Below are 21,302 nucleotides of genomic sequence, written 5' to 3'. Positions count from 1 at the left end.
CCTCGAACCACCTCGCACCAACCACCATCGAAAGAGAGAAAGCAATGCGCAAATCAACGCTCGCCCGCCTGGGCGTCGTCGTTGCCGGCACCGTCGCCGCGTCGCTCGCGCTGGCCGGATGTTCGACGTCGGGCAGCACCGACTCCTCCAGCAGCGGCAAGGTCACGCTGACCTTCCAGTCGCTCGCGTACCAGGACACGACCGTCGCCGCCACGAAGGACATCGTCGACTCGTGGAACAAGGCCAACCCGAACATTCAGGTGAAGCTCCAGCAGGGCAGCTGGGACAACGTGCACGACCAGCTCGTGACCCAGTTCCAGGGCGGAACCGCGCCCGACATCATCCACGACGAGTCCGCGGACATCATGGGCTTCGCCAACCAGGGCTACCTCGCCGACCTCTCCAAGTACCTCGACGCCGACGTCAAGAAGCAGGTGTCGAAGGATGTCTGGAGCTCGGTGACCACGGGCGACGGCAAGATCGTCGCGGCCCCCACGCTCCTGCAGTCGTACGTCGTGTTCGCGAACACTGACGCGCTCAAGGCAGCCGGTGCGGACATCCCGAACGGCAAGACGCTCAGCTGGGACGACTTCGAGGCACTCTCCAAGAAGGCGACCTCGGGCGGCAACTTCGGCACCGGATGGGGCCTGAAGCAGCCGACCGCATCCGTCATGAACCTGGCACTCGGCTTCGGCGGCGACTTCTTCACCAACAAGGACGGCAAGTCGACGATCCACGTCGGCGACGACGAGCTGCAGGTCCCCGAGCGCATCAACAAGATGGCGTACGACGACAAGTCGCTCGACCCGACCTCGATCACGCAGAGCGGCACGGATGTGCTCCCCGGCTTCTTCGGCGGAAAGTACGCCATGTACGTCGGCGGCAACTACGTCGCGCAGCAGATCACCGAGTCGGCTCCGGCCGGATTCAACTGGGCAGTTCTGCCGCCGCTGTCCGGGTCAGAGGGCGATGCGCAGGCCGCGAACCCTCAGACCATGTCGGTGTCGGCGCAGAGCAAGCACGTCGAGCAGTCCGCGAAGTTCATCAACTACTTCATGAACGCCGAGAACCAGGCCAAGCTGGCGGAAGGCGACTGGCTGATCCCCGCATCCGCCGCGGCCCGCACGCAGGTCGCGAAGGACACCTCCGGCAAGAACGGGTGGGAAGCCATCCTGAAATCCGGTGAGGGCCTGAAGGCCGCCCCGTTCCAGGCAGCGGTGAACTACCCGCAGTGGAAGGACCAGTACGCGACCCCCGCGCTGCAGAAGTACCTGGCCAACTCGATCAGCCTGGACGACCTCAAGAAGCAGCTGACCGACGGCTGGTCCGCCGTCGGCTGACCCAACGCAATCGACTCCGGGAAGAATCCCGCTTGAACCCCCGGTTTACGGGCATTCTTCCCGGAGTGGATGGCTGGGGTCGGCGCGAAGCGACGACAGACGCGGCACGCGAGACACGGAACGACACAGGAATATGAAGGAGAAGACGATGGACGCGCTGGTTGAGAAGGCCACGGGAGCTCTCGCGGGAGCAGCCGTCGGGGATGCGCTCGGCGGCGCCGCGGAAGGCAACACGCCCGAGGCGATCCAGGAGCGCTACGACGGGTTCATCACCGGAATCGTCCCGCCGTTCCTCGAGGACTGGCGCAACGCGCGACCGATCGCGCCGTACCACAAGGGCGACGGCCACGTGACGGATGACACCCTCATGACCACCGCGCTCGTCGACGTCTACGACACCGTGCGCGGCCACCTCGATGCGTACTCCATCGCCGACCACCTCGTGCCCCTGCTGATCGGCGACAAGCGCTGGATCCCCGAGTTCGAGTCCGAGGGCCTGCTTCTCCACCGCATCTTCCTCGCCGAGAAGTGGCTGGTCACGCGGCTGCACTACGGTCACATCGACCCGCGCGAGGCCGGGGTCGGCAACATCGTCAACTGCGGTGCGACGATGTACGTCGCGCCGATCGGCATCGTCAACGCGGGTGCCCCGGATGCCGCATACGCCGAGGCCATCGACGTCGCAGGCGCCCACCAGTCGAGCTATGGCCGCGAGGCCGCGGGTGTCTACGCGGCGGCCGTCGCCGAGGGCGATGCGCCCGGGCGCGACCCTGACGAGCGTCATCGACACCGCCATCCGTCTCGCCAAAGACGGAACCCTCGACGCCATCGAAGCGGTCGTCGCTGCGGCGGCGAACGTCACCGATTGGCGCACCGGCCTCGGAACTCTGCGGGCTGCTGTCGAGCCGTTCGACACCGTCGGGCCCCAGTACCGGCAGCCGGCGAAGGATGCGCGCATCCCGAGCCGCACGAAGTCCATCGAGGAACTGCCGATCGCCCTCGGGATGCTCGTCGCGGCGAACGGCGACTACCGCGAGTCGGTGCTCGGCTCGATCAACTACGGACGCGACTCCGACTCGATCGCCGTCATGGCCGGTTCGATCGCGGGCGCCCTCGGCGGCGTCGGCGTGGTTCCCGCTGAATGGATCGACGGCGTGAGCGAGGGCAGCCGCATGGACATCACCGCGACCGGCCCGGTCATCGCCTCCGTCGCACGGGACGTCTGGGCGGCCGACGCCGCACGTGCCCGTCAGGTCGAGGAGGCACGCGGCGTGTTCGAGGCCGACCTCGAGGTCGCCTAGATGCTCCGCCTGAGCTGGACGCAGCCGGAGGATCTCCTTCCGCACGCTCTCGTCGCCGCTGAGCTGGACGGCCGTTCGGTCGCCGACCTCCGCGAACGGTGGGAGGCGGCGGGCGGTTCTCCGGTCGCCGCCGTGAGCGGTGCGACTCCCACACCCGCCTCGCCCGAGCTTCGGAAGCTCGCCCGCGAGCTGTTGGCCGAGGTCGACGAGCGGCAGGATCCGGATGCGCTGGTCGCCGCCGAGCCGAACGGTCTGGATGAGATCCTCGCGCTGGCACCGGCACCCGCGGCACCCGCGGCACCCGCGGCGGCGGCGTCCCCGGATGCGGGAGGCGACCGCCTCGCCGACCGCGTGCTCGGCGCGTGGCTGGGCCGCGCATCCGGATGCCTGCTCGGCAAGCCCGTCGAGAAGATCTCGCTCGAAGGGATCCGTGCGATCGCACGTTCGACCGGCAACTGGCCGATCGCCTCCTACTTCACCGAGGTCGGGCTCGACCCCGAGATCGCCGCGCGCTACCCGTGGAACCGTCGGAGCCGGCCTACGAGTCTCGTCGAGAACATCGACGGCATGCCCGAGGACGACGACCTCAACTTTCCGTTGATCGCCCTCGACCTGCTCGAGCAGCGTGATGGCGACATCACGACCGACGACGTCGCGCAGTCGTGGCTGAACAACCTTCCTGGCGGACGCGTGTTCACCGCGGAACGCATCGTGTACCGCAACCTGCTCGACGGGTACGAGCCCGACGTCGCAGGCACCGTGCAGAACCCGTTCCGCGACTGGATCGGCGCGCAGATCCGCACCGACGTGTACGGCTGGGCGAACCCTGCGGACCCGATCGCCGCAGCCAGGCTCGCCTGGATCGACGGCCGACTGAGCCACGGTCGCAGCGGTCTCTACGGCGCGATGTTCGCGGCAGCCGCATGCTCGGCAGCGGTCGTCGCGTCGACGGTGGAAGAAGTCATCGAAGCCGGTCTCTCGGCCGTGCCCGCGGGCAGCCGGTACGCTGCTGCCGTGCGACGCGGTGCGGAGCTCGGCGCCAGCGACCTCGACGACGAGGCCGCCGTCGACGCGCTGCATGCAGAGTTCGGCCACCTGCACTGGGTGCACGCCGTCAACAACTCGGCGCTGCTCGCCTTCGCGCTCACTCGAGGCGACGGCGACTTCGAACGGACGATCACCCTCGCGGTGAGCGGCGGCTGGGACACCGACTCGGTCGGCGCGACGGCCGGCTCGATCGCCGGAGCACTCACCGGAGCCGCCGCGCTTCCGGCGCGCTGGATCGACCCGTTGCACGACTCGCTCGCGACGAGCATCCCCGGGTTCGACGGGGCGCGTTTCAGCGAGCTCGCCGAGCGCACTCTGGCGGTCTCCGGATGAGCGTCATCGTCGTCGGAAGCGCCAACCTCGACCTCGTCTACCGGGTCGAGCGCATCCCGTCGCCGGGGAGACCGTGCTCGCCACCGGGTCGGATTCGGCTCCGGGAGGCAAGGGCAACAACCAGGTGACCGCTGTCGCCCGCGCTGGGGCGCTCGCTTCGTTCATCGCCGCGCTCGGAACGGACGATGCGGCGCACCGCCTCATCGCCAGCCTCTCGCAGGCGGGCGTCGAACTTCTGCTCCGCCGGGTGGACGCACCGACCGGCACGGCGCTCATCACGGTCGACGATCACGCCGAGAACGCCATCGTCGTCGACTCGGGGGCGAACCGGATGCTCGTCGACCTCACCGAAGCAGAGAGCGAGGCCATCGGCGCGGCCGACATCCTGCTGCTGCAACTCGAGACGCCGGTCGAGACGGTCACCGCGGCTGCGACGATCGCGCGAGCGGCCGGCACCACTGTGGTGCTCAACGCTGCGCCGATCCGTGCGCTACCGGAGGCTTTGCTCGGCGTCGTCGATGTGCTCATCGTGAACGAGCACGAGGCTGCCCAGCTCGCGGCCGATCTTGGCGGCGGGCTGCCTGAGGACGCGGACGAGCAGGCGCTGGCTGAAGCGCTCAGCAGCCTCGGACTCGCCGTCATCATCACGCTGGGCGCTCGCGGCGCGCTCGTCTGCGTTCCGGGGGAGCCGCCGGCCCACGTCGCCGGGCTGCGTGTCGATGCCGTCGACACGACCGGTGCGGGCGACACGTTCTGCGGCGCACTGGTCGCCGACCTCGACCGCAACGCATCCACCCGCGCGAGCGCTTCGAGTACGAACGGCAACGTCACCGGAGGCTCGGTCCCCGACCTCGACGTCCTCGTGAAGGCCGCCGAGTTCGCCACAGTCGCCGCGGCACTGTCGGTGCAGCGTGCCGGAGCCGTTCCGTCCATCCCCACTCTCGAGGAGATCCGTCATTTCCGCCCGACACGCTGACCCCGCTGAGAACAACCCCCAGCCGTTCACCTCCCAGGCGTACGACCCCGACGAGGAAAACACCAACGACTTCAACCCGTTGGTGCCGCGAGCAATCGACCGCCCGACCGTGCTCCCACGCGGCGGCGAACTCAACCCGGCCGTCGGCGACATCGCCAAGATCTTCGCCGCCCCGACCGAGCCCGCCGACTGGCCCGCTTGGCGCGAGGATCTCGCCGCCTGGCGCCTGGAGGCACGCTCCCGTCTCGACTACGACGGAGTGGTCTACGAGCGGGCCGAGACCGGCTGGGCGCGCAGTGCGTACAGCGTCGCGCAGATCTGGCTCTGGGATGAGCGCCTCTTCGACCACGAACGCCAGGAGTTCACGGTCGACGCGTTCCTCGACAGCATCTCCGACCACGGCGGGTTCGACGGCGTCGTGCTCTGGCACGCGTATCCCATCATCGGAATCGACGACCGCAACCAGTTCGACTTCTACCGGCAGGTTCCGGGGCTGGATGCGGTCATCGCGCGCCTGCACGAGCGAGGAGTTCGCGTGTTCGTCGACTACAACCCGTGGGATACCGGCACAAGACGCGCCGCCGGCGACGATCCTGAGGAGCTCGCGCGACTGGTCGAAGACCTCGGTGTCGACGGCGTCTTCCTCGACACCATGAAGGAAGGCGATTCGCGCCTCATCAACGCACTGCTCGGTGCGACGCCGCCGCAGGTGCTCGAGGGCGAGTCCCGGGTGCCGAACCAGCGCATCCGGGACCACCAGCTGAGTTGGGCGCAGTGGTTCGCCGACTCGGAGGCGCCCGGTGTGATGCGGGCGCACTGGTTCGAGCGCCGGCACATGATGCACTCGACACGCCGCTGGAACCGCGACCACAGCGACGAGCTTCAGTCGGCGTGGATGAACGGCACGGGGCTGCTGGTCTGGGACACCGTCTTCGGGGTCTGGGTCGGCTGGAACGAACGGGACAAGTCCACCCTGCGACGGATGCTCAGGGTGCAGCGCGCGCTCAGCCCACTGCTGGTCGATGGCGAGTGGTCGCCCCTTCTCGGGGCCACCCCCGAAGCGATCGCGGCCGGCGTATACGTCTCGCGGTATGTGTTGGACGACGCCACCCTTTGGACGATCGTCAACCGTGGTGCAGACGCCTGGAGCGGTGACCCACTCGTCGAATCGCTGCCAGCGGATCGACGGCGACTCGACGTGACCGCCGGGCTTACCGACGTCACAGAGGTGACCGTGCCGGCTCGCGGCGTCACCGGGATCCTCGAGATCTCGCAGAAGGCTCCGGTTCCGGATGCGCTGCTCGCGACAGCCGCGGCCGACACACTCTCGACCGACTCGGCCTTTCCCGCCCGCAAGGCAGTCCGTGTGCTTCCCGCCACGTCGGCCACGCCTCCGCCCGACGACGCCATCGTGGTCGAGCCCGGCGAACGCACGCTGGACGTCACCTTCCGCCGCCGCGAGACCGGCTTCTACCAGGGAGCGCCGTACGTCGGCGAGTGGAAGCCGCTCCCGCCGCGTCTGCATGACGACCGCCGCGAATCCCTCCGCATCAACATCGCTGACAGGGTCGGGGTCGCGGCCCGCGAGGTGACGATCGGCGAGTTCACCGCGTTCCTCGACCAGAGCGGATGGCGACCGCTCGTCGACGCGCGCTTCCTGGTCGGCACGGAAGGCGCATCCGTCGACGCTCCGGTCACCGGTGTCTCGCTGGCTGACGCGCGGGCGTACGCGGAATGGGTCGGCGCACGACTGCCCGACGAGTTCGAGTGGCAACTCGCCGCCGAGCAGGAGGGATTCGAGCGCCTGACGCCAGTGGTCTGGAACTGGACCGAGAGCGAGCACAGCGACGGGATTACCCGTTTCGCCATGCTCAAGGGGGAAGCGAACACGTCTCGACCGGCTCGGACTGGTACACCGACGGCGGCGTGCGGGAGCCGTCGTTCAGCCTGAAGTTCCTGCTGGCCGGGCGCGGTGTCGAGCGCTCGTCGAGCATCGGCTTCCGCCTCGCGTGGGACACGGAGGGCGCACGATGACCGACCCCACCGAGCGGACCGAGCCGACCGAGCCCGCCCTGCGCGGCCTCCGCGTCCTGGACGTCTCCACCCTCTTCGCAGGCCCGCTCGCGGCGACCTTCCTCGGCGACTTCGGGGCCGACGTCATCAAGGTCGAGCACCCGACGAAACCCGACGCTGCACGCGGCCACGGCCCAGCCAAGGACGGCGTGAACCTCTGGTGGAAGACCCTCGGCCGCAACAAGCGCACCGTCACCATCAACCTCGGGTCTCCCGAAGGTGCTGAACTGCTCCTCGCTCTCGCGGCCGACGCCGACGTGCTCATCGAGAACTTCCGGCCCGGCACGCTCGAGCGGTGGGGACTGGGTCCGGATGCGCTCCACGCCGCGAACCCGCGCCTGGTCGTCGCACGCGTGACGGCTTTCGGACAAACGGGTCCTTATTCGGGGCGTCCGGGGTTCGGCAGCCTCGCCGAGGCGATGAGCGGGTTCGCCGCCCTCACCGGCGAGCCCGACGGTCCGCCGACCCTTCCGCCGTTCGGCCTCGCCGACGGGATCGCCGCGCTCACCACCGCATACGCCGTGATGGTCGCGCTGCGCGCAGCCGAGCGGGACGGCCACGGCCAGGTCATCGACCTCGCGATCATCGAGCCCATCCTGATGCTGCTCGGCGGCCAGATCACCGCGTACGACCAGCTCGGCACGGTGCAACCCCGCACGGGCAACCGTTCGGTCAACAACGCGCCGCGCAATGTCTACCGCACGGCTGACGGCGACTGGGTCGCGGTGTCGACGAGTTCGCAGTCGATCGCCGAACGCGTCATGCGTCTCGTCGGTCGGCCGGATGTGATCGACGAACCCTGGTTCGCATCCGGTCACAGCCGCGCCGAGCACGCCGACGAACTGGATGCTGCGGTCTCCTCCTGGATCGCCGCGCGCCCGACCGAGCAGGTCGTCGCAGAGTTCGAGACCGCGCACGCCGCGATAGCCCAGGTATATGACGTTCGCGGAATACTCGCCGATCCGCAGTACCAGGCGATCGGCACGGTGCAGACTGTTGACGATGACGAACTCGGGCCGGTGAAGATGCAGAACGTGCTCTTCCGCCTCTCGGGGACGCCGGGCGAGATCCGGTGGGCCGGTCGACCGCACGGGCGCAACACCGACGAGGTGCTCGCCGAGGTCGGGGTGACCCGTGAACAGCTGGACGCCCTCAGGCAGAAGGGGATCGTATGACGGAACGGGTCATCACGGGCCTCTATGTTCCAGGCGACAGACCGGATCGCTTCGACAAGGCCGTGGCCACGGGTGCGGGGATGATCATCCTCGACCTCGAAGACGCCGTCGCGCCCGAGGCGAAGCCTGCCGCCCTTGAAGCGGTGACGTCATGGCTGCGCGCGCGTGCATCCGGAAGCGCCGCGGAGCGCCCGGACGAGAACTGTGTCGTGCAGGTTCGCGTGAACGCCGGCGTCGATCACGAGATCGTCGCTGTACGGGATTCAGGCGCTGACGTCGAACTGCGGATACCCAAGGTCGAACACGCCCGCGACCTCGACCGGGTCGCAGAACAGGCCGCCGGACTTCCGCTTACCGCACTGATCGAAACGGCGCTGGGGGTGGAGAACGCGGCCGCGATCGCCGCGCATCCCGCCGCCACGCGGGTGGCGCTCGGTGAGTCCGATCTCGCGAGCGACATCGGGACTCGGGATGCGCTCGCGCTGGACTACGCGCGCGTCCGCCTCTTGTTCGCGGCACGGGCCGCCGGGCTTCCGGCGCCGATGCTGTCGGCGTACCCGGACATCCGCGACCTCGACGGGCTCCGTGCGGACACCGAACGCGGACGGCGCCTCGGCTGGGTGGGGCGCACAGCGATCCACCCGAGTCAGCTCGCTGTGATCGCAGACGTCTTCGCGCCCACCGACGCGGAGCTCGACTGGGCACGCTCCGTGCTCGCCGCGGTCGAGGCTGGCGGGGTGGCGACCCTCGCATCGGGCGAGATGGTCGATCCCGCGATGCTGGGACGCGCGCGCAGCATCCTCGGGTCCTGATGTTGACTCGGCACGCGTTCGCGAGCCGGGCGCTCGGGGAGGAGCTGCGGTACTCGGTCTATCGCTCCGACAGGGCCTCGGCGGCTCTCGGCCCGCTGCCCGTGATCTACCTCCTCCACGGACGGGGCGATTGCGCCGACTCGTGGGAGCAGGCGCTCGGCGACCTCGAACAGCTTGCGCCGATGATCGCCGTGATGCCCGATGCGCCGTGGAATTCGCGAGCGAGCTACTACGTCGACTCGCTGCACCGGGATGGGCGCGCGGTCGAGACAGCATTCGTGCGCGACCTCGTCGAGCACGTGGATGCGACGCTCCCGACGTTTCCCTCGCGCGAGGGTCGTGCGGTGGCCGGCTACTCGATGGGCGGGTACGGGGCTCTGCGGCTCGGATTCGCGCATCCGTCGCTGTTCGGAGCTGTGATCGCCCTGAGCCCGGCTGTGTACGATCCCGAGCCTCCGGACGGGTCGTCGGCGCGAGAGCACGGCGCGTTCGGCCGAGGTGAACTCGCGTTCGATCCGACGCGATACTCCGAGTTGGGCTACCCGGCGCTCTTGGCCGGCTACCCTTCGGACTTGCCGCTCGAGGTGGTCTTGGCGGTCGGGGATGCCGAAGAGGCGCATCCGGGGGCCTCGCCCGATCTCGGACTCGCCCAGCAGACGGCGCTCCTGGCCGAGCGGGCCACTTCCGTAGCAGGACTGCGGGTGTCGTTCCGGGAGTACCCCGGTGGGCACGATTTCGGGGTCTGGCGTCCGGCACTTCGGGATTCGCTTAAGCGTCTCGCACTGTTCGCCGGCGGTCAGCGCACGGCCCGGTAGGTCTGCCGCAGGTCAGGCCCGCTCGACCCGGTCGAGCATCCCCCAGACCGCTTCGCTGAGTTCAGGATGCTCCAGCGCGATCCGCCGGAGCACGCTGTACTCGAAACGCACGAAAGTATCCCGACCGGCGGCGGGGTGGTGGGCGCGGGACTGCTCATCGGCCAGGTCGAACGCGTCGATCGCGGACATCCGGAGCCCGATGACGACCTGCTCGTCGACGCTGGGGAGGTCGGGGATGAACTGCCACGGGTCCTCACCGGCGCGGCAGCGGTGCTCGATGATCGTGGAGAGCTCGTCGCGCGCCTGTTGGCGCAGCACTTCGATGCTCGTCGGCACTGGATCCGCCACGGTCGCCCTCCTGCACCTCTCGTCCTGGTCCGCCTCGATTCGTCGCTCCGTCCAGCCTACGACCCTCCACAGGCTGGACTTGTCAAGAAATTCTGTGGATAGGGCACTGATACCGCTACCGGGGTACAGGGTGATATTCATGATGATCACCACTCAAGAACCTCCGCCCGATGCCCGTGTGCTGTCCGAGTCCGACGCCCTCGATCTCGCCGCGCGAATCGTGGGGAGCGCGATACGGGAACAACTGTGGGCCCTCTTCCTCGGCGAGGACGACAGACCCGCCCGGCTCGCGATCCCTATCGAGGGGCTACCCGACCGGCCGACCGACGACCTGGTCGAGAGGACGGCAGCTACCGTCGGAGAAGTGCTCAGGATGCTCGGCGGCGGCTCCGTGATCCTGGTGCGTGAGCGTCCGGGGCCGCCGGGCGTCGGCACCCTCGATGCGGAATGGGCCGGGTCGCTGCGGGTGGCATGCGCATCAGCGGGGGTGTCGATTCGGGGCCTGCTTCTGAGCCATGACGCGGGCGTGCGAACACTTCCCGAGCTGCGCGCGGCGACATGAACGTCGGGGAATCGGGTTCAGGTCGTGCGCGCGAGGAGGAAATCGTTGAGGTCGTCGGTGAGTGCAGAATCCACCTCGAAAGCTTTGCCGTCGAGATCGGTGACGGGAGCAGCCTGGCGAACACTGGAGACGAGCCAGAGGGCGTCAGCGTCGGCGAGTTCGTCGGCGGTGACGTGCTCGTAGGAGGTCGCGAATCCGCGCTGCTCGAAGAAGGCGAACACACTGGCCTGAGTGGTGCCGGCGAGGATGCCCTGGTCGGTCTGAGGCGTGCGCACCGTATTGCCGTTCTGCAGGATCACGTTCGACGTCGGTCCTTCGAGGGCGAATCCGTCCGAACTGACGAAGATCACGTCGTTGGCGTTCCGACGGGCGGCTTCACGCAGAGCGGCCCGGTTGGCGGCGTACGACAGCGTCTTCGCGCCCTGGAGGAGCCACGGGGAGGTCTCCGCGACGTCATGCCGGTAGCCGCGGTCGAGGGTGACGACGCGAATCCCCTGGCGCGCGGACGAGAAGTCCTCAGCCTCGTCGACGAAGACCCACCCGCTCGGCTGGCCAGTGCCTTCGACACCGCGGGTCAGGATCAGCTTCGCGTACAGCTCGCGTGCGAGAGGGCCCTCGCCGTCGATCTGGCGGGACTGTTCGATCCCGCAGAGCACGGCACGGCGCCACACGTCCAGGTCGGGTTCGGCCAGGTCGAGCAGCACGGCCGAATGGGCGAGGCGCTGCAGATGGGGCTCGAGGGCCTGGGGGTGTCCGTCGACGACGCTGATCGTCTCGAAGACACCGTCGCCGCGGGTGAGCCCCAGGTCCATCAGGCGCACCTGCGGAGCGTCGGCGTCGACGATCACGAACCCCGACTCGGCGTCGGCGTCAGCGCTGGCGGGGGCGGAGGTGGGCTTCGTGAGGGTGATCAGCGTTGCGCGTGTCATGGCTCTATTGTGTCTCGCGAACGCGGAAGGTGTCCTCGCCGAGCGCTGCGACCTCATCGACCGTCACACGGTCGACCCGCGAGCCGGACGGACCCGTTCGGAGCCAGTCGAGCATCCGCTCGACCTTCTCGGGTTCGCCCTCGACTTCCAGCTCAACCGTTCCGTCGAGCCGATTGCGGGCGAAACCCGAGACGCCGAGAACCCGGGCTTTCTCGCGGGCACTCCAGCGGAACCCGATTCCCTGCACCATTCCTGCGACGATCGCGTGTCTGCGGATCATGGGCTCCATTGTGCTCCTGCTCCCCAGGATGGGCGAGGGGTCGTGAACGACCAGGCTGCCGGGCGCCGGTACGCACGAAGCGGGCGGGTGGGTCGTCGAGTGCGTTTGAATAGCGGGGTGACTTCTTCGCACGCAGCCGACAGCCCGACCACTCCCGCCGACACGACCGCCGCCGCCGCGATCGCCGCCTTGCGCGCCGATCTGCACGCCGCCGACTTCACGGTCTCCGCGCTGTCGGAGCTGTGGGGGAGTGTCGCCGCTGAAGGTCTTCACCGGGGGCAGCGCATCCCGGCATTGCGAGCATTGCAGAGTCGACGGGATGGCGGGATCGAGCAGCCACTGGCGACGTTGGCGGAACTTTTCGTGCTTGGGCGACCGGTTTCTGTCGAGGCGCTCGGTGCTGCGCTTCCGACGCTGGGCATCGACGGTGCGGCAGTGCTCGGGCTGATTCGTACGCACCGCGACGGGTGCGAACCAGCGGTCGATCTGCGGCCGTACAGCTTCGTCGATGCGCTCGGCGCGGTCGACTGGTGGATCGTGTCCGACCTGGGCGAGCTCGCGCTCGGCCATGCGCTGCCGGTCGATCATGTGCTCGGCGTGGGTGGCGCATCCCTGACCCTGAGCGGATTGATGCTGCAGACGCCCGTCGAGCGTGCTCTCGATCTGGGCACGGGATGCGGGATCCAGGCCATGCACGCAGCGCGCCACGCCGGTCACGTGGTGGCGACCGACATCTCGGTGCGGGCGCTCGAACTGGCGGCGCTCAACACCGCGTTGAACGGGATCGACAACGTCGAGTTCCGGCTCGGCGGTCTGTTCGAGCCGGTCGTGGGCGAGACGTTCGACCAGATCGTCTCGAATCCGCCTTTCGTCATCACCCCGCGCGGGGAGGGCGTTCCCGAATACGAGTACCGCGACGGCGGGATGGTCGGAGACGGTCTCGTCGAGGCAGTCATCCGGTCGGCGGGCGAGCACCTGACGCCGGGCGGCGTTGCGCAGCTGCTGGCCAACTGGGAGTACCGCAGTGGGTCCGTCGACGCGTTCGATCGCGTCGGCGGCTGGATCGATGCTTCACCAGCTCCCGTCGATGCCTGGATCATCGAGCGCGAGGCGCAGGACAGCGCCGAATACGCGGAGACCTGGATCCGTGATGGCGGAACTCGACCCGGCACAGCCGACTTCGACCGGCTGTACGACGCATGGCTCACCGACTTCGCCGTTCGCGGCGTCGAGTCGGTCGGATTCGGCTACGTTCTGCTGCGTCGTCCGGCCGGCGGGGAGCCGACTCTTCGTCGACTCGAACGGATGCACGGGGCGCTCGGCGCGAACGAGGCGGGCTTGGGCGTCCACCTCGGACCGGTGCTCGCCGCGCACGACTGGCAGGCGGGGCTCGATGACGAGTCCCTGTCGGCGACCCGTTTCGTCGTCGCGCCGGATGTGACCGAGGAGCGTCACTTCTGGCCGGGCGACGAGTCGCCCACCGCGATGCTGCTTCGTCAGGGCGGTGGCTTCGGCCGCACCATCCAGGGCGACACAGCGCTGATCGCTCTGGTCGGCGCGTGCGACGGAGAGCTGTCGGCGGGCGCGATCGTCGGCGCGCTCGCGCAGCTCCTCGAGGTCGACGAGGCCGCGCTCGCGGCGGAACTGATCCCGGCCGTGCGCTCGCTGGTGGTCGACGGGTTGCTTCAGCCCGTCGAGTGAGCGCGCTGGTCGAGTGAATGCACCGCGCTCTTCAGCGTTTCACAGGCACCAGCCGGACATCCGTCAGTTCGCCGCCCGCCACTGCCGCCGTGAGGTACGTGCCGACAGGCTGCCGCCGACGGTCGGTCGGCGATCCGGGATTCAGGAGGCGCAGACCGTTCGTCGCGGTCGAGTCCCACGGAATGTGGCTGTGCCCGAACACGAGCACGTCCGCATCCGGAAACGCCTGCGCGCACCGCGCTTCACGGCCGCTCGCGGCGCCGGTCTCATGGACGACCGCGAAGCGGAGTCCGCCGATGTTCGCGCGGGCGACCTCCGGCAGGCGGGAGCGCAGCTCCGGACCGTCGTTGTTTCCGTACACGCCCACGAATCGCTTCGATCGAGCCTCGAGGGCGTCGAGTGTGGCCACGTCGACCCAGTCGCCCGCGTGTATGACCACATCCGCCGCATCCACTGCGCCCCACACTTGGTCGGGGAGGATGCGCGCACGCTTGGGCACGTGCGTGTCGGAGAGGACCAGGAGACGGATCGCAGCGCTCATGCCCCCAGCGTATGGACCCGCGCTGTCCACAGTCTGTCGTTGTCCACGGACTCGTGGCAAACGGTTCGCAAGGGCGCTCGCGAGTAATAGCGTCTAAGCATGGAACTTCGAACCCTCGGAAACAGCGGAACCGTCGTCTCGTCCCTCGCCCTCGGAACCATGACGTTCGGCGCGGAGGCCGACGAGAAGACGTCGCACAGCCTCATCGACACTTATCTGGAGGCGGGCGGCACGTTCGTCGACACGGCCGACGTCTACAGCTCGGGCGCGTCCGAGACGATCATCGGTCGCTGGCTCGCCACGCACCCCGACCGCCGGGACGATATCGTCATCGCCACCAAAGGCCGATTCCCGATGGGTACAGGATCGAACGACCTCGGGCTCTCGCGCACCCATCTGCGCAAGGCCCTCGATTCTTCGCTCGCCCGCCTCGGTGTCGAGCACATCGACCTGTACCAGATGCACGCGTGGGATGCCGTCACTCCTCTCGAAGAGACCCTGCGTTTTCTGGACGACGCCGTCACCGCAGGCAAGATCTCGTACTACGGGTTCTCCAACTACCTGGGCTGGCAGCTCACGAAGGCGGCCGCCACGGCCAGACTGCACGGCTGGGCACCGCCCGTGACCCTGCAGCCGCAGTACAACCTCCTCGTGCGCGGGATCGAGCACGAGGTCGTTCCCGCTGCTCTGGATGAGAACATCGGCCTGCTGCCCTGGTCGCCCCTCGCCGGTGGCTGGTTGAGCGGCAAGTACACGCGGGACCAGTCGCCGACGGGCGCCACACGCCTCGGCGAGAACCCCAAGCGAGGCATGGAGGCGTGGGACAAGCGCAATGCAGACCCGCGCACGTGGGAGATCATCGACACGGTCACCGACATTGCGGCGGAGGTCAACGCGTCGGCTTCTCAGGTCGCCCTGGCGTGGCTGCTCGCGCAGCCTGCTGTCACTTCGGTGATCCTCGGTGCTCGCACGATCGAGCAGCTGACCGACAACCTGGGTGCCGCCGACCTGCGACTCGCACCGAGACATCTCGACGCCCTCGGCGCCGCGAGCGCGCCTCGCTCCGACGACTACCCGTACGGCGAGCCCGCGCAGCAGCAGCGTCACCGCAAGCTCGAAGGCGGTCGATGAGAACCGAGGCGCGGAGACCCCGCGCCCGCTGGCTCAAGCGGTGAATGATCGCCGGCAGCTCGCCCTGACCCTGCTCGTCGCGGGCACCTTCTTCATGGAGAACCTCGACGGAACGATCCTCGCGACGGCCGCGCCGACCATCGGCCGTGCGTTCGGGATCGACTCGGCGACGGTGGGCGTCGCGATCACGGCCTACCTCGTGACGCTCGCCGTGCTCATCCCGATCTCCGGCTGGCTGACCGAACGGCTCGGCGCCCGGGTGGTGTTCACGGGCGCGATCGCGGTCTTCACGATCGCATCGGCGCTATGCGCGGCGAGCACCGACTTGGCGCAGCTGACGGCGATGCGAATCCTGCAGGGGCCGGGGGCGCCATGATGGTCCCCGTCGGGAGGCTGGCGGTGCTGCGAGTCACCGAGAAGCGCGATCTGGTGCGCGCGATCGCATGGCTCACCTGGCCCGCGCTCGCTGCTCCGATCTTTGCGCCGCTGGTCGGCGGTATCCTCGTGACTTTTGCAAGCTGGCAGTGGATCTTCCTGTTGAACATCCCGCTCGGCGTCATCGCCTTCATCGCGGCGCTGCGTTTGACACCGGTCGAAGCCTCGCGGTCGCGAAAACCCCTCGACTGGCTCGGCTTCGTACTCACCTTCACCGGGGTCGGGGGAGTGGTGGTCTTCGGAGCCCTGCTCGCCGACCCATCAGCGCCTGCCGTGGCGACGATCGTGGCCGGTGCGGCCGGCGCCGTGCTCACGGCCGCAGCGATCTGGCATCTGGGCCGCACCGAGCATCCCCTGCTCGACCTGAGGGCCTTCCGCATCGAGACGTTCCGGGTGACGCACGCCGGAGGATCGCTCTTCCGGCTGACGATCTCGGCCGTCCCGTTCCTCCTTCCGCTCTTCTTTCAGGACGCGCTGGGCTGGTCACCGGTGCAGGCGGGCGCGGTCGTGCTCTCGCTCTTCGTCGGCAACCTCGTGATCAAACCCGCGACCACCCCCATGCTCACCCGCTGGGGCTTCCGAACGGTGCTGATCTGGTCGACCTCCGGCGCGGTCATCACGATGGTGCTCTCGGCATTCATCGCGGAACTCACCCCGATCGCGCTGGTCGTCGCGTTGCTCCTCGTGAGCGGGATGGCCCGATCCATCGGCTTCACCGCGTACAACACCATCGCCTTCGCCGACGTGCCGTCCGACGAGATGACCGGTGCGAACACGCTCGCGTCGACAGTGCAGCAGATCGCAGCCGGATTAGGCGTCGCTGTCGGCGCCGTCGCGCTGCGATTCGGGGCGCCGGTCGCCACTGCTGTCGGCATCGACGACACTGCGGGCGCGTACCGGGTGGCGTTCATCCTGATCGCGCTCGTCGCGCTCGGCTCGGTCGTCGAGGCCACGCGCCTTTCCCGGACCGCGGGAGAGAACATCCGTCCGCCGCGTCGTACCCGCCGCGTGCGCCCACCCGCCCGTGCTTAGTCCCGCGGGCCGCGGTCCAGGGGCTAAATAGGGCATCCTACCGATGTGTCGGGCATGCCTTAGAGAACAGCATTGAGTCATCCAAGAAGAGTGGGATGGGGAAACGAAAATGCTGTTGTCAGACGAATTCGCGATCGGCCGGGTCACAGCGCGGGAGGCCGCGGAACGCAACCGGGAGATCGAGATGGCGCGGAACGTCCGTGAGGAGAAAGCTCGTCGCCGTCGTGCGTCGAAGGCTCGCGGAGCAGGCGCGGGAGCGATGAGCCCCGCCCCGGCATCCGCGATCGTCGTGGGCGCCGAGAGTCTTCTGCGGGCGCGTGCCGAGCATCCGGCGGGTACCGGAATCGTCGTCGCCGACGACGCCCGGGAGCTGCAGTCGGCGAGGCGCTGACGGGTATTCAGCCTGTGGCGAAGCCACGCGAAAAGAGGGCTCAGGATGTCGGTGGTCCATGGCACGATGAAGCCATGCGATCACCGGCTTCGAGCCCTTCGATGATCGGGCGGGAGCCCGATCTGGTCGCCCTGCGCGAAGAACTCGATGCGGTTGCGACAGGGCAGCCACGCGTCGTCGTGATCGGCGGCGAGGCGGGCATCGGCAAGACCAGGCTCCTCGACGAATTCCGGGTCGAGGCGGCTCAGAAGGCCATCGTCCTCAACGGGCGCAGCGTCGATCTCGGCTCCGATGGGGCGCCGTACGCCCCGTTCACGGGCATCCTCCGTCAGCTGATCGACGATGTCGGCCTCGACGCGGTCGTCGAGGCGGCCGGTCCGGGTAGCGGTGTGCTCTCCCTCCTCCTTCCCGAATTGAGCCTCGAGACGGGCGTTCCCGCTCGTACCGGGGCCGAACGGCTCTACGAACTCGTCACGGTGCTATTCGAGAACATCTCCTCGAACCGGATGCTCGTCGTCGTGATCGAAGACATCCACTGGGCCGACACGGCCACACTCGAACTCATCCGCTTCGTCGTGAGAATGATGGACGGCGGCCGCTTCCTGCTCCTCTTGACCTATCGCAGTGACGAGGTGCTGCGCGGGCATCCGCTGCGGTCCTACCTCCCCGAGCTCGACCGCACCCGTCGTGCGACGCGCTGGGAACTGGCGCGGCTCAACCGGTCGCAGGTCGCGATCCAGGTCGAGCAGATCCTGGGCTGCACGCCCGACGTCGAAACGGTGGATCGGGTTTTCGCGCTGAGCGAGGGCGTTCCCTTCTTCGTCGAGGAACTGGTCGGCATCGATCACCTCGGCACCGGCGAGGACCTGCCCGAGACCCTCCGCGAACTTCTGCTCGCGCGCTACGAACGCCTCGGCGAGCCAACGCAGCGCATGCTCCGCCTCATTTCGGCCGGCGGTGTCTGCGTCGACCACTGGCTGCTCGAGGCCGTCTTCGAGGGCACGGCCGACGACCTCGACGCCGCCGCGCGAGAAGCCGTGGTGGCCAATGTGCTGAGCACCGATACGACGGAATACTCGTTCCGGCACGCGCTCGTGCGCGAGGCGATCCACGCCGATCTGCTTCCGGGCGAGCGCACACGTTTCCACACGCGCTATGCCGTCGCGCTGGAGAACGGGGATGCACGCGAGCGGTCCGCGAGCCAGATCTCGTACCACTGGATGGCGGCCCACGACCTGCGGCGTGCGTTCATCGCCACGCTCGAGGCGATGGAGGAGGCCCGCCTGTCCTACGCGTTCCGCACCGCGGCCGCGATGGGAGACAGGGCCCTGGAACTCTGGGACAAGGTCGACGACGCTGAGGCTATCGCCGGGCGCAGCCGCACTGAGTTGCTGTCCCGCACCGCCTCCGCGCTGCGCAATGCGGGCGACAGCGAGCGCGCGCTCGCCCTCGTCAATCTGGCACTCGAAGACGCCGACGCTCCAAGCCCAGACAAACGAGCACGACTGCTGCGAGACAAGGCTCAGTACCTCGCCAATCTCAGCCGGCCCGGTTCGGTCGACCTGCTGCGAGAGGCGCTCGCGGTGGCGCCCGCGGATCACGAAGACAGTCTCCGCACCCAACTCCTCGCCGAGGTGGCCGGCCGCTTGATGCTGGAAGCACGCTACGACGAGGCGATCGAGATGGCGACGCTCGCCATCGAGGAGGCGAGCGACGGCGCACCGACAGCTTTCGCTGCACCAGGCGCTGCACGCGCCACTGCACCCGGCGCTGCATCGCCCGCCGCGGGTGCGCGGGACACCGCCGGTTCGCGGGGATCAGTCGCGCACACCGTCCGAGGAATCGCGCGGATCGATCGAGGTGACATCGTCGCGGGGCTGGCCGATCTCGAAGCCGCCCGTGAACTCGCTGGAAGCGACGTCGGGCCGCTGCTGCGTTACGCGGTCAACGCATCCGATGCCATGAACGTGCTCGGTCGCTACCGCGACGCCGTCGAGATCGCCGAGACAGGGGTGACGCAAGCCCGACATCGCGGCGTCGAGCGCACATCCGGAGTCATGCTCGCCTCAAACACCGTCGAACCACTGCTCGCTCTGGGTGAGTTGGACCGCGCGGAGAAGCTGCTCGACCCGGCTCTCGCCCTCGAACCGCAACCTGGTTTCCGCGTACACCTTCAGCGGATGAAGCTCTGGCTCACGTTGTGGCGCGGTGAACCCGATCGCGCAGACGAGCTCGTCCGCCGGTGGCGGCCAGGGATGCTCGTGCAGAGCGAGATCGAGATGCAGTCGCGGCTCGGTTTCGCCCGAGTCTCGGCCGAGGTCGCGATCGCGCGCGGGGACGCCCGACGCGCCTGGGCAGAGGCCAGCGTCATCACGTCTTCGAGTTGGAGATCCATCCCGGCATACGACCTGCCGCTCCTGGCTGTGGCCGCGCGGGCGCTGGCGAGCTTTTGCGATGCGGCGCGCGATGGCGTCACCGACGGCGCAGCAAGCGCTGCCAACGGTGCCGACAAGGCCGCCGGTGCCGCTTTCGGCACCACGACGGTCGACGTGTCCCGAGAGCGGGCTCGTCTTCGCGAGATCCTGCACAGCCTGTCCGGTTGGCCGACGTATCCCGTGTGGGCGCCGATCGTCGAGGCCGAGCTGCTGGGCATCCCCGAAACAGCGGAGGGTCAGGATGCTGCTGCGGTCCGCCTCACGGCCGCTCTGGGCGCATGGCACACCGCAGCAGACGCAACACGGTCACCTCTCGCACCGGCCCACCTCAGGCCGTACGCGCTCCTTCGGTTGGCCGAAGCGAACGCCGCGAAGGGCGATCGCGCCGCAGCCGAGATCTCGGCTGCGGAGAGTCGCGCTCTGGCCAGTTCCGTCGGATTCGGGCTCATCGTCCAGTCCGTCGACCGGCTGCGCGAACGCGCCGTTCTCGGGCGGCACGCGCAGACCCGCGGGTCGGACACATCCCTGACCGACCGCGAGACACAGGTGCTGGCGCTCATCGAGCAGGGGCTCAGCAACAAGCAGATCGGCGAGACGCTCTACATCAGTGCCAAGACCGCGAGCGTGCACGTGTCGAGCATCCTGAAGAAGGTCGGCGCGACCTCACGCACAGAAGCGGTGTACCGGGCATCACGGGCTTCCCTCTGAAAGCGTCCCGTTATCCGTCTACCGTGCGTGCACAAGCGATGCACAGTTCCGCAGTAGGACGCGCCCGCAAGCGGTCAACACCGATCGGGCGACCGCAGCGGACGCACACACCGTAAGTGTCGTTCGCCACGCGCTCCAGCGCCGCGTCCACCGCTTTGATGTCGTCTGCGGTCTCCGAACGCACACCCTGCAGACGGCTCCATTCGTGCGACAGTGTCGGTCCCTCGGGGTCGTGCTCGTCGTCCGCGGTGCTGTCCGATCGAGCGGACAGCACCTGCCCGAGCGACTCCGCGACGCGTTCCGACTCCGACTGGTCGGCAGCCCTCCGCGCCCGCAGGAGCTCTTCCAGCTCGGCGAGTTCCGTCTCCGTCAGGTCGCTGTCGGTCACCATGCCGTGCTCCGCACGGACGTCAGATTCCTCATCTTGTCTGCCCCAAATCGTCCTCCGACGGCACTCCCCGGTGCGGCGGCGGTCAGGCGGCGATGCCTACCCCGCTGCGTGTGCTCGTCGATCGTGGCGGGCGTGTGCTCGCCGATTGGAAGAGGCTACCCCTCCGTCGGCCGAAAACGGGTCAACCCGCTCGCGTACCCTCGGATGGTGCCGTCTTTTCGTGTGATCGTCGCCGTTGGCTCTCTTCGGCCCGGCGTTTCCCCCGCCGATGTCCTGCCTGCCGCCGCGGCTGCTGCCGCCGAGCTGACCGTGGTCGAAGCGTCGAGCGTCGATGTCGTCGCGCGGGAGGCACGGCTGACCGTGCGATTCACCGCCGACACCGTCGACGAGACCATCGCCGTCGCCGAACACGTCGTCGACCGCATCCGCACCCTCGCCGAGGTCGGCAGCTGGCAGCTCACCGAACGGGTCGGCGGACGCTGGTTCCGCCGCGCCTAGACCTTCAGCGAAGCTTGCTCCTCGTCGCGCCCAGACGCCGCACCGAGC

Annotated in this window: 20 protein-coding genes and 2 pseudogenes; 17 read left to right on the top strand and 5 right to left on the bottom strand. The window is 68.6% G+C overall.

Annotated features, from left to right (window positions below; genetic code table 11):
* Positions 1-44 precede the first annotated feature (44 nt).
* The 9 genes and pseudogenes from ACQ86A_RS14905 (at position 45) to ACQ86A_RS14865 (ending at position 9,872) form a co-directional block, all read left to right on the top strand.
* The gene (locus ACQ86A_RS14905) at positions 45-1,340 is read left to right on the top strand and encodes an ABC transporter substrate-binding protein (protein WP_431277754.1); all 1,296 of its coding nucleotides are present in this window, start codon (positions 45-47) and stop codon (positions 1,338-1,340) included.
* Between the two features lie 133 nt (positions 1,341-1,473).
* A pseudogene (locus ACQ86A_RS14900) lies at positions 1,474-2,091 on the top strand (ADP-ribosylglycohydrolase family protein); the annotation flags it as partial.
* On the top strand, positions 1,994-2,641 hold the full coding sequence (locus tag ACQ86A_RS14895; protein WP_431277753.1) for an ADP-ribosylglycohydrolase family protein: 648 nt from the start codon (positions 1,994-1,996) through the stop codon (positions 2,639-2,641). The pseudogene ACQ86A_RS14900 and the gene ACQ86A_RS14895, both read left to right, overlap by 98 nt.
* A complete protein-coding gene (locus ACQ86A_RS14890) occupies positions 2,642-4,021 on the top strand; it encodes an ADP-ribosylglycohydrolase family protein (protein WP_431277752.1) in 1,380 nt (459 codons plus the stop codon). It abuts the gene before it with no gap.
* A gap of 73 nt (positions 4,022-4,094) precedes the next feature.
* Positions 4,095-4,997 carry a ribokinase gene (locus ACQ86A_RS14885; protein ID WP_431277751.1) on the top strand — a complete coding sequence of 301 codons (903 nt, stop codon included), beginning with the start codon at positions 4,095-4,097 and terminating at the stop codon, positions 4,995-4,997.
* Entirely contained in the window at positions 4,933-6,948 is a 2,016-nt protein-coding gene (locus ACQ86A_RS14880; RefSeq protein ID WP_431277750.1) for an SUMF1/EgtB/PvdO family nonheme iron enzyme, read from the top strand. Before ACQ86A_RS14885 ends, ACQ86A_RS14880 begins: the two co-directional genes overlap by 65 nt.
* A 79-nt stretch (positions 6,949-7,027) precedes the next feature.
* Positions 7,028-8,245 carry a CaiB/BaiF CoA transferase family protein gene (locus ACQ86A_RS14875; RefSeq protein ID WP_431277749.1) on the top strand — a complete coding sequence of 406 codons (1,218 nt, stop codon included), beginning with the start codon at positions 7,028-7,030 and terminating at the stop codon, positions 8,243-8,245.
* Complete coding sequence (locus ACQ86A_RS14870) at positions 8,242-9,057, top strand: HpcH/HpaI aldolase/citrate lyase family protein (RefSeq protein ID WP_431277748.1); 816 nt, start codon at positions 8,242-8,244, stop codon at positions 9,055-9,057. Before ACQ86A_RS14875 ends, ACQ86A_RS14870 begins: the two co-directional genes overlap by 4 nt.
* A complete protein-coding gene (locus ACQ86A_RS14865; RefSeq protein WP_431277747.1) occupies positions 9,057-9,872 on the top strand; it encodes an alpha/beta hydrolase in 816 nt (271 codons plus the stop codon). Before ACQ86A_RS14870 ends, ACQ86A_RS14865 begins: the two co-directional genes overlap by 1 nt.
* A gap of 12 nt (positions 9,873-9,884) precedes the next feature.
* Here the strand turns inward: ACQ86A_RS14865 and ACQ86A_RS14860 are convergent, their stop codons facing one another.
* Positions 9,885-10,220, bottom strand: coding sequence for a hypothetical protein (locus ACQ86A_RS14860; RefSeq protein WP_431277746.1), 336 nt, complete (start codon positions 10,218-10,220; stop codon positions 9,885-9,887).
* A 139-nt stretch (positions 10,221-10,359) separates the two neighbouring features.
* On the opposite strand from ACQ86A_RS14860, the gene ACQ86A_RS14855 reads away from it, so the two are divergent.
* Positions 10,360-10,782: a hypothetical protein gene (locus tag ACQ86A_RS14855; RefSeq protein ID WP_431277745.1), complete on the top strand. Its 423-nt coding sequence runs from the start codon at positions 10,360-10,362 to the stop codon at positions 10,780-10,782.
* Between the two features lie 17 nt (positions 10,783-10,799).
* On the opposite strand, the gene ACQ86A_RS14850 is transcribed toward ACQ86A_RS14855, so the two are convergent.
* Together ACQ86A_RS14850 and ACQ86A_RS14845 are read right to left on the bottom strand one after the other, a co-directional pair.
* Positions 10,800-11,711, bottom strand: coding sequence for an aminodeoxychorismate lyase (locus ACQ86A_RS14850; RefSeq protein ID WP_431277744.1), 912 nt, complete (start codon positions 11,709-11,711; stop codon positions 10,800-10,802).
* 4 nt (positions 11,712-11,715) lie between these two features.
* Positions 11,716-11,991 carry an acylphosphatase gene (locus ACQ86A_RS14845; protein ID WP_431277743.1) on the bottom strand — a complete coding sequence of 92 codons (276 nt, stop codon included), beginning with the start codon at positions 11,989-11,991 and terminating at the stop codon, positions 11,716-11,718.
* 117 nt (positions 11,992-12,108) lie between these two features.
* Between ACQ86A_RS14845 and ACQ86A_RS14840 the strand changes: the two genes are divergently transcribed.
* Complete coding sequence (locus ACQ86A_RS14840) at positions 12,109-13,692, top strand: DUF7059 domain-containing protein (RefSeq protein WP_431277742.1); 1,584 nt, start codon at positions 12,109-12,111, stop codon at positions 13,690-13,692.
* Positions 13,693-13,723: 31 nt separating this feature from the next.
* Here the strand turns inward: ACQ86A_RS14840 and ACQ86A_RS14835 are convergent, their stop codons facing one another.
* The gene (locus ACQ86A_RS14835; RefSeq protein ID WP_431277741.1) at positions 13,724-14,233 is read right to left on the bottom strand and encodes a metallophosphoesterase family protein; all 510 of its coding nucleotides are present in this window, start codon (positions 14,231-14,233) and stop codon (positions 13,724-13,726) included.
* Between the two features lie 99 nt (positions 14,234-14,332).
* On the opposite strand from ACQ86A_RS14835, the gene ACQ86A_RS14830 reads away from it, so the two are divergent.
* From ACQ86A_RS14830 to ACQ86A_RS14810, 5 genes and pseudogenes are all read left to right on the top strand, one after another.
* A complete protein-coding gene (locus tag ACQ86A_RS14830) occupies positions 14,333-15,364 on the top strand; it encodes an aldo/keto reductase (protein ID WP_431277740.1) in 1,032 nt (343 codons plus the stop codon).
* Positions 15,365-15,458: 94 nt separating this feature from the next.
* Positions 15,459-16,033: pseudogene (locus ACQ86A_RS14825) on the top strand (MFS transporter); the annotation flags it as partial.
* Positions 16,028-16,831 (top strand): MFS transporter, encoded by an 804-nt coding sequence (locus tag ACQ86A_RS14820; RefSeq protein ID WP_431280459.1) that lies wholly within the window; start codon positions 16,028-16,030, stop codon positions 16,829-16,831. The pseudogene ACQ86A_RS14825 and the gene ACQ86A_RS14820, both read left to right, overlap by 6 nt.
* A 109-nt stretch (positions 16,832-16,940) precedes the next feature.
* A complete protein-coding gene (locus tag ACQ86A_RS14815; RefSeq protein WP_431277739.1) occupies positions 16,941-17,222 on the top strand; it encodes a hypothetical protein in 282 nt (93 codons plus the stop codon).
* Between the two features lie 74 nt (positions 17,223-17,296).
* On the top strand, positions 17,297-20,365 hold the full coding sequence (locus tag ACQ86A_RS14810) for a helix-turn-helix transcriptional regulator (protein WP_431277738.1): 3,069 nt from the start codon (positions 17,297-17,299) through the stop codon (positions 20,363-20,365).
* A gap of 10 nt (positions 20,366-20,375) precedes the next feature.
* Here the strand turns inward: ACQ86A_RS14810 and ACQ86A_RS14805 are convergent, their stop codons facing one another.
* On the bottom strand, positions 20,376-20,756 hold the full coding sequence (locus ACQ86A_RS14805) for a TraR/DksA family transcriptional regulator (protein WP_431277737.1): 381 nt from the start codon (positions 20,754-20,756) through the stop codon (positions 20,376-20,378).
* A gap of 222 nt (positions 20,757-20,978) precedes the next feature.
* On the opposite strand from ACQ86A_RS14805, the gene ACQ86A_RS14800 reads away from it, so the two are divergent.
* Positions 20,979-21,254, top strand: coding sequence for a hypothetical protein (locus ACQ86A_RS14800; RefSeq protein WP_431277736.1), 276 nt, complete (start codon positions 20,979-20,981; stop codon positions 21,252-21,254).
* Positions 21,255-21,302: the final 48 nt, after the last annotated feature.

Source organism: Leifsonia poae, from assembly GCF_050632195.1.
GTDB classification, from domain to species: domain Bacteria; phylum Actinomycetota; class Actinomycetes; order Actinomycetales; family Microbacteriaceae; genus Leifsonia; species Leifsonia poae_C.
Note: the sequence above shows the minus strand (reverse complement) of the source record. Positions and strands in the feature narration are given on the sequence as shown.

Coding starts and splice junctions, on each gene's coding strand:
- ACQ86A_RS14895 (WP_431277753.1), top strand. CDS start 1,994: ATGCCGCATACGCCGAGGCCATCGACGTCGCAGGCGCCCACCAGTCGA.
- ACQ86A_RS14870 (WP_431277748.1), top strand. CDS start 8,242: ATGACGGAACGGGTCATCACGGGCCTCTATGTTCCAGGCGACAGACCG.
- ACQ86A_RS14865 (WP_431277747.1), top strand. CDS start 9,057: ATGTTGACTCGGCACGCGTTCGCGAGCCGGGCGCTCGGGGAGGAGCTG.
- ACQ86A_RS14815 (WP_431277739.1), top strand. CDS start 16,941: ATGCTGTTGTCAGACGAATTCGCGATCGGCCGGGTCACAGCGCGGGAG.
- ACQ86A_RS14835 (WP_431277741.1), bottom strand. CDS start 14,233: ATGAGCGCTGCGATCCGTCTCCTGGTCCTCTCCGACACGCACGTGCCC.
- ACQ86A_RS14890 (WP_431277752.1), top strand. CDS start 2,642: ATGCTCCGCCTGAGCTGGACGCAGCCGGAGGATCTCCTTCCGCACGCT.
- ACQ86A_RS14845 (WP_431277743.1), bottom strand. CDS start 11,991: ATGATCCGCAGACACGCGATCGTCGCAGGAATGGTGCAGGGAATCGGG.
- ACQ86A_RS14855 (WP_431277745.1), top strand. CDS start 10,360: ATGATGATCACCACTCAAGAACCTCCGCCCGATGCCCGTGTGCTGTCC.
- ACQ86A_RS14810 (WP_431277738.1), top strand. CDS start 17,297: ATGCGATCACCGGCTTCGAGCCCTTCGATGATCGGGCGGGAGCCCGAT.
- ACQ86A_RS14830 (WP_431277740.1), top strand. CDS start 14,333: ATGGAACTTCGAACCCTCGGAAACAGCGGAACCGTCGTCTCGTCCCTC.
- ACQ86A_RS14905 (WP_431277754.1), top strand. CDS start 45: ATGCGCAAATCAACGCTCGCCCGCCTGGGCGTCGTCGTTGCCGGCACC.
- ACQ86A_RS14875 (WP_431277749.1), top strand. CDS start 7,028: ATGACCGACCCCACCGAGCGGACCGAGCCGACCGAGCCCGCCCTGCGC.
- ACQ86A_RS14850 (WP_431277744.1), bottom strand. CDS start 11,711: ATGACACGCGCAACGCTGATCACCCTCACGAAGCCCACCTCCGCCCCC.
- ACQ86A_RS14805 (WP_431277737.1), bottom strand. CDS start 20,756: ATGGTGACCGACAGCGACCTGACGGAGACGGAACTCGCCGAGCTGGAA.